Annotated in this window: 1 protein-coding gene; it reads right to left on the reverse strand. The window is 63.9% G+C overall.

Annotation, left to right across the window (positions count from 1 at the left end):
- A partial coding sequence (locus F6Q13_RS18420) for a transposase (RefSeq protein WP_293059621.1) occupies positions 1 to 595 on the reverse strand: 595 nt, incomplete at its 3' end.
- Positions 596 to 773: the final 178 nt, after the last annotated feature.

A 773-nucleotide genomic window follows, 5' to 3' on the forward strand; every position in this document is an offset into this window, starting at 1 on the left:
TCTCCTCCAAACGCACGTTGACGTGGATGCCATCAGCCCACACGTACACATAATCCACACCCGACAGGTCGCGGGCCGAAAACGCCTTCTGCTCGGCCTGCCAAGTCTCGGTCAACTTGGTGATCGTCGCCGCCGACAACCCCTTGGTCGAGCCGAGTAACTGCCCCAGCGCCGGCCCGAAATCCTGGCTGGAGAGCCCGTGCAGATACAACAGCGGCAACACCTCCTGAACCCGTGGGGTCTTGCGTGCCCACGGCGGCAGAATCGCCGACGAGAACCGTACTCGGTCACCGGTTTGCGGGTCGACCCGCTTGTCGTTGACCCGCGGGGCACACACCTCGATCGCCCCCGCGGCGGTGGTCACCTGCCGCGGCTGGTGATAGCCATTGCGCACCACCAGCCGGTGCCCGTTCTCGTCGCGTTCGTCGGCGAACTGGGCGCAGTAGGCGGCCACCTCGGCCCGCAACGCCGCAGCCAGCATCTGGCGGGCACCCTCGCGCACGATCTCATCGATCACCGACGACGCCGGACCCGCCAACGCCACCGACACCGCCGAACCATCACCGATACCGTCCTGAGGAACTACATTGAGCATGGGCCGTACCTTCCCGGCCGACGCTCTAACGCCGGCCTAGCTTGGAACCTTCACTGACCACTCGGGAAGGTACGCCCCATCCCGAGCAGATCCACAGATTTCAAGCATTGCTCCCGCAAAGACGCATGTTCGTCAACCAGACCACAGTATCGGCGATCCTAGTCTTGACTTTTCCGTA

Source organism: Mycobacterium sp., assembly GCF_008709575.1.
Lineage (GTDB): Bacteria > Actinomycetota > Actinomycetes > Mycobacteriales > Mycobacteriaceae > Mycobacterium.